General features: G+C 59.3%; 13 protein-coding genes. 7 read left to right on the top strand and 6 right to left on the bottom strand.

The annotated features are described in order from the left end of the window. The 4 genes from BBD46_RS23465 to BBD46_RS01515 form a co-directional block, all read right to left on the bottom strand. The coding region (locus tag BBD46_RS23465) for a surface glycoprotein (RefSeq protein WP_139173457.1) at positions 1–109 on the bottom strand (109 nt) is incomplete at its 3' end. Between the two features lie 1,078 nt (positions 110–1,187). Further along, positions 1,188–1,373, bottom strand: a complete 186-nt coding sequence (locus tag BBD46_RS01525) for a hypothetical protein (protein WP_006168578.1) — start codon at positions 1,371–1,373, stop codon at positions 1,188–1,190. 281 nt (positions 1,374–1,654) lie between these two features. Further along, a complete protein-coding gene (locus BBD46_RS01520) occupies positions 1,655–3,454 on the bottom strand; it encodes a helix-turn-helix domain-containing protein (protein ID WP_071399987.1) in 1,800 nt (599 codons plus the stop codon). Beyond that, positions 3,438–3,710 (bottom strand): hypothetical protein, encoded by a 273-nt coding sequence (locus BBD46_RS01515; RefSeq protein WP_343124130.1) that lies wholly within the window; start codon positions 3,708–3,710, stop codon positions 3,438–3,440. Before BBD46_RS01515 ends, BBD46_RS01520 begins: the two co-directional genes overlap by 17 nt. Positions 3,711–3,910: 200 nt before the next feature. Here BBD46_RS01515 and BBD46_RS01510 point away from each other — a divergent pair, with 200 nt between their 5' ends. The 5 genes from BBD46_RS01510 (at position 3,911) to BBD46_RS22485 (ending at position 6,116) form a co-directional block, all read left to right on the top strand. Next, positions 3,911–4,108: a hypothetical protein gene (locus tag BBD46_RS01510; protein WP_071399986.1), complete on the top strand. Its 198-nt coding sequence runs from the start codon at positions 3,911–3,913 to the stop codon at positions 4,106–4,108. Beyond that, complete coding sequence (locus BBD46_RS01505; protein ID WP_071399985.1) at positions 4,109–4,705, top strand: hypothetical protein; 597 nt, start codon at positions 4,109–4,111, stop codon at positions 4,703–4,705. It abuts the gene before it with no gap. Beyond that, a complete protein-coding gene (locus BBD46_RS01500) occupies positions 4,702–5,244 on the top strand; it encodes a hypothetical protein (RefSeq protein WP_071399984.1) in 543 nt (180 codons plus the stop codon). The genes BBD46_RS01505 and BBD46_RS01500 overlap by 4 nt, the downstream gene beginning before the upstream one ends. Next, positions 5,244–5,864, top strand: a complete 621-nt coding sequence (locus BBD46_RS01495) for a hypothetical protein (protein ID WP_071399983.1) — start codon at positions 5,244–5,246, stop codon at positions 5,862–5,864. The genes BBD46_RS01500 and BBD46_RS01495 overlap by 1 nt, the downstream gene beginning before the upstream one ends. A 111-nt stretch (positions 5,865–5,975) precedes the next feature. Beyond that, the gene (locus BBD46_RS22485; RefSeq protein WP_171908133.1) at positions 5,976–6,116 is read left to right on the top strand and encodes a hypothetical protein; all 141 of its coding nucleotides are present in this window, start codon (positions 5,976–5,978) and stop codon (positions 6,114–6,116) included. 72 nt (positions 6,117–6,188) lie between these two features. On the opposite strand, the gene BBD46_RS01485 is transcribed toward BBD46_RS22485, so the two are convergent. After that, positions 6,189–6,578 (bottom strand): hypothetical protein, encoded by a 390-nt coding sequence (locus tag BBD46_RS01485; RefSeq protein WP_071399981.1) that lies wholly within the window; start codon positions 6,576–6,578, stop codon positions 6,189–6,191. A 190-nt stretch (positions 6,579–6,768) separates the two neighbouring features. On the opposite strand from BBD46_RS01485, the gene BBD46_RS01480 reads away from it, so the two are divergent. Next, on the top strand, positions 6,769–7,836 hold the full coding sequence (locus BBD46_RS01480) for a Cdc6/Cdc18 family protein (RefSeq protein ID WP_071399980.1): 1,068 nt from the start codon (positions 6,769–6,771) through the stop codon (positions 7,834–7,836). Here BBD46_RS01480 and BBD46_RS01475 read toward each other — a convergent pair. Next, positions 7,833–8,018, bottom strand: a complete 186-nt coding sequence (locus tag BBD46_RS01475) for a plasmid mobilization protein (protein WP_071399979.1) — start codon at positions 8,016–8,018, stop codon at positions 7,833–7,835. The two genes, BBD46_RS01480 and BBD46_RS01475, sit on opposite strands and share 4 nt — an antisense overlap. Positions 8,019–8,125: 107 nt before the next feature. On the opposite strand from BBD46_RS01475, the gene BBD46_RS01470 reads away from it, so the two are divergent. Further along, entirely contained in the window at positions 8,126–8,305 is a 180-nt protein-coding gene (locus tag BBD46_RS01470) for a hypothetical protein (RefSeq protein ID WP_084777634.1), read from the top strand. Positions 8,306–8,368: the final 63 nt, after the last annotated feature.

Genomic DNA, 8,368 nt, shown 5'->3' with positions numbered 1-8,368 from the left:
CCGCGACACCGCCTGCGAACGAGGCGGACATGGCGACAACGGAAAGGACCATAAGCGCGGCCAGGAACACTGCACGTCCCTTTTCGCGGAAAGTAGTTTCCTTTGTCATGGTTTGTGTTGTGGTTGTATGTGTGCCGGGTAGCCGTTCCAGCGGCCCGATCGCTCAGAGCGAGTCCAAGCGATTGGAGATCTGGAATATGCTCCCGGGTAGGGGTATCGGAAGGTTCTGGACGGTCCGTAATAAGTCTTCTAGTTATGACTTTCTGCTAACAAAACATATTTCACACGCGAACTCTGAACAGAAAGTGTGGGTTGTATACCCCACGTACACGACGATACCCCGTTTCGGGCCGTTGTGTGAACGTGAAATCGGAGGGGAAAACTCCCGGGGTAGGGACCGAGTTTTTTCTCCCTCCTCGCGTTTTTACTGCTCTTGAGAGACATCGGTTCCATCCTATATTCACGCGTACGGGTGGAAAATTGCGTACTTCATGATGATTACTCGGTGTTGGACTCGTCTCGGTCCCGTTCAAGCAGTAGGCTGCTGAGTTCTCTGTCTTTGCAGAGTAATATGGTACACTGTCCGTATTTGCTACAGTGGGTGCATCTGTGTGCCTCTGACAAATCGGCCCTGGGAGGGCCGAGCGGTGTGGTGGATTTGGGGTGTACCCACCGAATGGCTATCAGTGGGCGTGCAGGGGACTAGCCTTTGACAGGCTCGCCGTCCGGTGGTGGACGGCCGGTGGTGGATACGATCCTCCTGCGTTTGACTGTACGTTCGATCAGGTGTAAGTGTGTCGGTTATTTTGAGAGTGTTCTGGAAACTACACTACTACTCAGGGTACGTCCAATTCAACCTTCATTAATGAAGGATCCAACAGTCGTGGCTTGTGGTTATTATCCAACCGGCCAACAAGTTGATGGGTGGATAGACTAACCAGTCGATTGGCGGGGAAGCCCCGAGGATAGTCGTTGCCAACAACGAAACACCATCCGACGAGACAGCTTCCTCGCCGTTCCGACGTCTTCGGACGGATGCACGCGTTTGCGATCGTCTCTGGGACAGATCGCACGCAGCGACTTGCCAGCAGTTCACCCACTGCTCTGCTGGCACCCGTATTCTACGCGCACGTTTCAGCACTGTTCTATTCCAACCAGGAGCTCGTCGACGGCCTCGAGTAGGTCAGTTAGATTTCAATCCATTCTCGCTGTCGTAGTGCGTCCTTGAGCATCAATCCGTGTTCGTGAGCGAACGCTGACGCGACGACTTTTGCATGTGATGCACGTTCGGGATACTCATCGGCATGTGTATCGTGATACTCGACGAGCGCTTCGATGACGAGCAAGTCTTCTTGGGGTGCAAGGTCGGGCATCACCGGCGTTGGTTCCGGCTTGGTATAAAAAGGACAGGTAGGGACGTTACCAGAGTCCAACCGCCTTCGCTCCTGCTGCTGCAATCACACCCCAGAAGAGGACTGCTACAATTGGAAATTCCCCGTCTTTCGTAGCCCCCATCAACCTGGCGACCCATCCCGGTTTGGCTTCCCCGTTCACGATATTCCATCCACGATCGTCGCTTTTGCTGGACATACAACATAAAATGACTATCAGATACTAAAACACTTCCCCCGAGCCGAGGGTGGACGAACACTGGCTACGCAGCTTGCTGCTCGTGAACCTCAATCCGCCGCTCGAGGAAGTCCTCGTCGAGCGTGTACAGGTGTGCACGGCCATCAGTCTCTCGGCGGAGGACACCGGCCTCGAACAACGCCTTGCAGACCTGTCGGACCGTCGTCTCTGAGGCTTCAGTCAACGGCTCGATCTCGTCGACGCCCAACGCGCCACCGTCGGAGCTCGCTAACACCGCGAGGACACGATCGACATGATCACCCGACCGGTCACAGTTCTCTTTCGCGACGTCGACGGCCGCCTGGACGGCGTCGTGCTGTACCAGCGCCGAGAGGTCATCAGATGCCGCACCAGACCCGCCCGCCTTCTCTTCGAGACGTTCGTTCTCGAGCTGTAGTTGCTCGATCGTCTCCTGGGCGTTCTGCAGACGGGCCTGTAACTCCGCGACCTCGTCATCGACATCCTCGCGATCGCCGATGTTCTCGAAGAGTTCCTCGGCTGATTCGGCAGTCGCCCGCAGCGGCCCTGGTGCCGAGGCGAACCATGCCTCGATCTCGTTCAACTGCTCTTCGATCTGCTCGGCTTCGTCGACGCGATCTTCGATCCCGCGGAGGCGTTCGACCTCGGTTGCGAGCTCGTCGCGTTCCTCTTGGACGTCGACCAACTGCCCTTCGAGACCGTCGACCCGTTCGCGGAGTTCGGCGATGATCTGGTTTTTCTCCTCGAGTTGCTCTTCGAAGTCGTCCGGGACTCCGACGTCGGCGTCGGTGCTGCCGTCGTTCGAGAGTGCATCGGCTAGCTGCTTCGCCGCGTTGCCGACATCCTGGGCCTGATCGCGCTCGCGCTTCAGCTCCTCGATCCGCTCATCCTTCTCGTCGAGGCGCTGCTCGAGGCGGTCGATCTCGCCACGCCGTCGGTCGGCAGCATCAGAGATCTCCTCGAGTTCGTCGACGAGGCCCTCGTCGATCGACTTGAGTTCGGGCCGGTCGATATCGTCGAGACCAGGCGTCGCGCCGGCGTCGAAGGTGCGCTTTCGGCGGAACTGGACCCGCTGGACGTCGGCCTCGTCCCAGTCGGCCTGGACGAATGCCTCGCCATCGCCGAGACTCGAGACGGCGTCGGCGTGCTCGGCGTCGATCACGTCCTGGACGACGTCGACGTCGTTCCCCCAGGTGAGGCGATGCCAGACGAGGCAATCGGCCTGCGTGATGAACGCCTTGTCGACGTCCGCGGGGCGCTGCGAGAAGCCGGCGATCCCGAGCCCGCGTTTCCGCCCGCGCTTCGCGATGCGCGTGAGGACCTCACCGACGTCACCAGCGCTGCCCTGTTGCGGGATGTACTCGTGGATCTCCTCGACGAGCAGCAAGAACGGTTGCATCGCCTGCTGTTCGCGAGCGAAGAGTTCGCGGGCCGTCTCTCGAACCAGGGCGTCGGCATCGTCACTGTCGACGTAGCCCGAGACGTCGAGCACGATCGGGACGTGCTGCTCGAGGGCGAGTTCGGCGAGCTTGCCAGCGTGGTCTGACGTGACCTGTAAGTCGCACTCCTCGGTTGCGCCGACGTGGAGCACCTCGTAGGTTTCCTTGAGGCCCCAGTACTCGCCGTCAACGTCGACGATCAGTAGTGGGTGACCGCGCTCGAGGAGCTCCTCGGCGATCACCGAGCCGGTGTTGGACTTCCCAGCGCCGGACTTGCCGGTCGCGAACAGCCGTCCGGTAAGGATGTCCTCGACCGGCAGTTCGTAGGGATCACTGTCTGTTGTCTCGCCGACTTGAACACTCGGGACGCTGGTGTTCCCGCCGTCAGGTTTAGTCGTCGTGCTCATCGGGATCACCTACGCCCCGCGGGTCGTCTACGAGTTCGTACAGCCCGAGGCCGAGCAAGTTCTCCACATGCTGGTGTTCCTCGAGCCGGGCAAGTCGCTGCTGGACGTAGCCACGACTGTACTCGTCAAGATCCTCTTCTAACCGTTCGCGCGCGTATCGAGGCGTGACACGCCCTTCTTCGAGGTATTCGAGCAACTGTTCGTCGACATCTCGCAAGTCAGCGGCGGTGAGCATACCGCCTGGTTCGGTTGTCACACTCACAAGACTACCGATGTCGGCCACCACTGTAAGCCTTACTACGTAAGCACTCAAAGTAGGCGTTCGATAAAAGCTTACAACGTAATTGTTAAGTGGATGGCCGATATACTATGAAGTAGGAAGCGCGGGGTTGCCGGGAGAAGTTCTCGGCCCGGTGCTGGAACACCGGACCTGCGTTCCCTGAGGCTACAGAGAACATGTCGACTACGACAACCACGCAAAAGACGCTTGCGGAAGCACCGACCGGTGAGCAGGAATCCGACATCAACCTGTCCGAGATCGTCGCGCAGACGGTTCCGATTGGCGACAAACTGCCAGACTTCGACGAGTTCAACGCCGTCTGCAAGGCGACTCGCGACACTATCGAACGCACCGTCGAACAGGAGGCGATCTAAATGACGACCACCAGCGCAACGGCAGCTGCCGAGCAGACACTGCTCGCAGATGGTGGGTCCACCGATCTGCCGCCGGTCGACGTCGGCGATCACGTCCAGGACCGAGAGGACGCCGACAGCGCGACGATGGTCGTGGTCGGGACGCCACTCGAGTCCGCAGCGGAGTTCGAAGTCAAGAACGGCCAGACGGTCGCGGACTTCAACCCGGACTACCCGGCGGACGACGCCGTGGTGAAGGTCGTCTACCCTAGCCGATCGGATGTTTCGACGCGACCGCTACAGCGCTACTCGTTCCCGCGTTCCCGGGTCGAAATCGTCTCGCGTGTGCACGATCGCGACAACGACCAGGAGGCTGCGACCGACGGTGGTGTGGCTGTCGCGACGGCGACGTGCTACGGCTGCCAGCACGAGGTTCCCGAGGCCAATCTCGAGCAGGTGATGTCGGGCGGCATGCTTGTCGACGAGGAGATCGTCGAATACCGGTCACGACATCCTCAGACTGGTGAGTGTCGAGACGACATCCACCGCGCCGAGTACGAGCACACGATTCCGATGTGTCCTGACTGCCGCGCAAAAAACGGAGCTGATCACGAATGACAGACGAGTTCCCATCACCATTTAGCGGAGGGAGCACAGACGAGAGGACCGATATCAAGCCCGGCGACATCGTCCTCGACCTCGCGCAGGGGCGACCGATGCACGTCCTCGAACGGTACGAGAACGACGACGGCGAGTTTGGCGACGCACAGGAGTGGAGCGACGAGAACGATTACGAACTGACAGAGAACTACGCGAACGACCGACTCGGTGCGTCGAAGTCGGACGCGGTCTTCGAGTGCGTCTACTGCTCGAACATCAAGAGCGAACCCAACAAAACCTACGCGTTTCCGGAAAGCCGTCTGGGCCGCGTCGAAACCGAGGCTGCGGACGGTGGGCGGCAGGTGTTCGACCGGATTGTCACCCAAGTGCTCGAAGAATTATTCCTCCGAGCAGCGGAGGACGACGAGCAGGCGGTGGATGTCCTCGAACGATACGTGAAAGATGCGTCGGCGCAACTTGACTCGAAGATTCCGATCACGTCAGTTCACGAAGCCCGCGAACTCGCTGAAGTCGCGCAGTTCGGAGGTGAGGAGTAATGTCCACTACTGAACCCGAGGCCGAAGCCGACGACACGGATGTCGCGGGTGCAATCGAGAGCGAGACTATCGACGGGACGCCGCTGCCGCGGTCGTTCCTTGTCGAAGGTGGTGGCCCAGTCACTGTCGTTCGCGAGCGCGGTGAGGTCACCGAGCGTACCGAGGGCGAGGTCGAGATCTCCCGCCGCCTCGAGACGCTTGAGGCGTTCGCGATGTTTTGGTACTACCGCGACCTTCGGAACTGGAAGCGCAACGCAATCCGCGAAGTTCTCGAGAGCTCCGAAGACGGCAGCCTTCGCTACGTGATCAGTGACGAGCAACTCGAGGAGTGGGACGTCCAGGTCGACGGCCGCGCCCAGGCGTTCATCGGCGTCGCCGAGACGATCGTTGGGGGTGACATCGACGACGATTTCGAAGCGCCGGACCAGCGGTTCCTCGCCTACGTCGAGAATCCCACCAGCAAGAAAGCCGACGGACTGACCCTCGACATCACGAAGGATTTGAAGGACTCCCCACTGTGGGGGGCCGGTGCGCGACTGGCCGAGCTCGTCGTCCGGCACGCCGACCGAGAGGATCTCGAGCACTACACCGAGGCGCTGCTCGAGGAGGTCGAGGACTGATGGCAGCTCGTGGCGACGAAGTCCAGATGACAATTTCGTTCGAACGCCCACTCACGAGTGAGAAGGTCGCCGAGCGCTGCCGGGCGATCGCCGACCACCTGGAGGACGACGATGAGTGACGGCGGTGTCGAGAAGACTGAGTACGAGTGGTGCAGTGCTGGTCGGTGGCGCTTTGTCGGGTCGGCCGTTCTCGAGGACGTCGACCTCGAGGCCGTGGCCGGCGGCGGGACGAACAGCATCCGCGGGCCGTAGAAACAGCTTCTTTTTCTGTGGTCATCGGCCCGACGACCACCGAGATATCCGATGATCTCGCGAATTGCTAACCTACTCGGTAGCGACGCCATCCATGTTCTTCCAGGTCTCTTGTGCGTTCGTCTCACCGAGGAGATCGTCGGGCCCAGCGACGCATTCGAACTCTTCTTGACCGGACCCCAGACCCGATACGGAGGTTAACTTCAGGTCGCAAGACATGCACTTCGCTTCGCTACCTCCGCGGCGGATCGCTTCATTCGCCCACATTGCACCCGCCCCACAGGCCGGGCAACTGCCAAACATGTCGCGACCGTCTTCCATCCGCTCAACTGGCGCGTCTGCTGGCCAGTCTTCAGGCGGATCATCCAGTTCATCGACAGTGCGATTGACAATCGAGTCTGGTGCCGAGTACCCCGGCACAATCTTCTCGAAGGTGCGGAAGTACCAACTGGTGATTCCCATAAGAATAGATGACTGTACAGAAGTATAAGGTTTGTTCGGCCAGTGTGGTGTTAGAGAGGTGCGTAGAATCCTGGGTCGTGAACGGTCAGAACGGGCTGTAATGACGCCCCCTCGTGATCGGAGCGCCGAACCGACTGTTTCGTAATGCCCCCCGTCAGACCTTTTATACAATCTATCGAACCTATCGGTTATGATTCGCGACGGTGATGTGTTTGAAGACGACTATCGGACGCAAATTCTCCACCGTGATAGCGAGTTGGGGGCGCTATCACGGTTACTCGAGCCTGCTGTGAATGGGACGCGTGCCGAAGACGTCCTGGTGTACGGCCCGAGTGGTGTCGGCAAAACCTCCACTGTCCGCTGGCTGCTTCGCGATCTCTTCCAGCGGGCAAGTGTCACCACGACCGGCATCGAGTGTTCCGGGCTAACCGCACACCAGATCATCCACAAGGTGGCTGCCGGGCACCCAAAGTCAGGGATTGTTCACAACAACCAATCACGAGAGGCACTGCTCGACACGCTCGACGAGATCGCCGACGAACCGTATATCGTGATCCTCGACGAGGGCGATATCGTCCCGGACCTGGACGTCCTCGAGGACCTCCTGAGTGTCGAGCAGGTGTCTGTGATCGCCATTACCCACCAGCACATCCAGTGGCTTGACCGACTGAACGCAGCTATCGAGCCGTACTTCCCCGCGGATTCCCGGATCGAGTTCCGCAAGTACCACGTCCCCGAGCTCATGGACATCCTCAAGCCGCGGATCGAACACGGCCTCGTCGGCGACCCTACTCGGGAGGGGCAACTCGAGTGGATCGCGGACACGACCAACGGCGAGGCACGGTGGGCGATCAAGTCCGTGCTCGCCGCTGCGGAGTTAGCTGTGAAGCGTGGCCACGATGAGATCCACCGTCGCGACGTGGCTGATTCCTTCGACCGAGCCAAGCGCAAGATTCGAGAGGACAACCTCGAATCGTTGCCAGTCACCTACCAGCGGTTGTACGAACTCGTGCGATTACGCGGACCGGTTGATGGTGAGACGATGAAAGCGACGTACAACACGCACAAAGACCGTGTTTTCGAGGGGCGAAGTCGCGTCGTCAAGTGGCGGCAAGCCTGGAACTACCTGAGTAAGATGGCCGATTACGACTTGATCGAGATGCCTGGGGAGACGAACTCCAAGGTCTACCAGGTCGTCGACGAAGAGTTAGAAGCGCCTGTCGAGTTCGAACTGGGTGAGGTGCCGAGAGCAGATTAGTCAGCTGTCGCCACTGCTGGAGTCTTCGGATTTCCCTCAGTCTCCTCCTCTAATTCGCTAAGCGCGAGATCACGGAGCCACCCAGACACGCCGGAATACCCCTCCTTAGCAGCTTTCACGCGAATTTTTTGTTGCTCCTCCTCCGTAACGTACGCTGAAATCTGCTTATCGCGCTCAGTCATACTTCTGCCATTCTACTACAACACCATAAGAATGTAGCATTCAGAAGTACCATTCTAACCAAATACCAACCAATAGTATTATGCCAGTAGGTTACTATGGTAGTGACATGGCGCGACCGTCGTTTACGATGCCCGATGAAATGCTGGAGGATCTCGAAGGTCGCGTTGGCGAGAACGGGAACAAAAGCAGATACGTTCGCGAAGCTCTCGTCGCGCGATTTGAGGCCGAAGACAGTGGAGAATGGGAAGCTCCCGAATCCTACACTGTCGAGACGAACGCGCTGTAGAGCACAGGCTACGAACTAAAAACACAGTGAGGACGGGCGTCCTGACCGCCCATCCCAAGGAGC

It is taken from the genome of Natrialba sp. SSL1 (assembly GCF_001861355.1).
Lineage (GTDB): Archaea > Halobacteriota > Halobacteria > Halobacteriales > Natrialbaceae > Natrialba.
The sequence above is the reverse complement of the archived record's forward strand: the minus strand, read 5'-3'. Positions and strand labels throughout refer to the sequence as shown.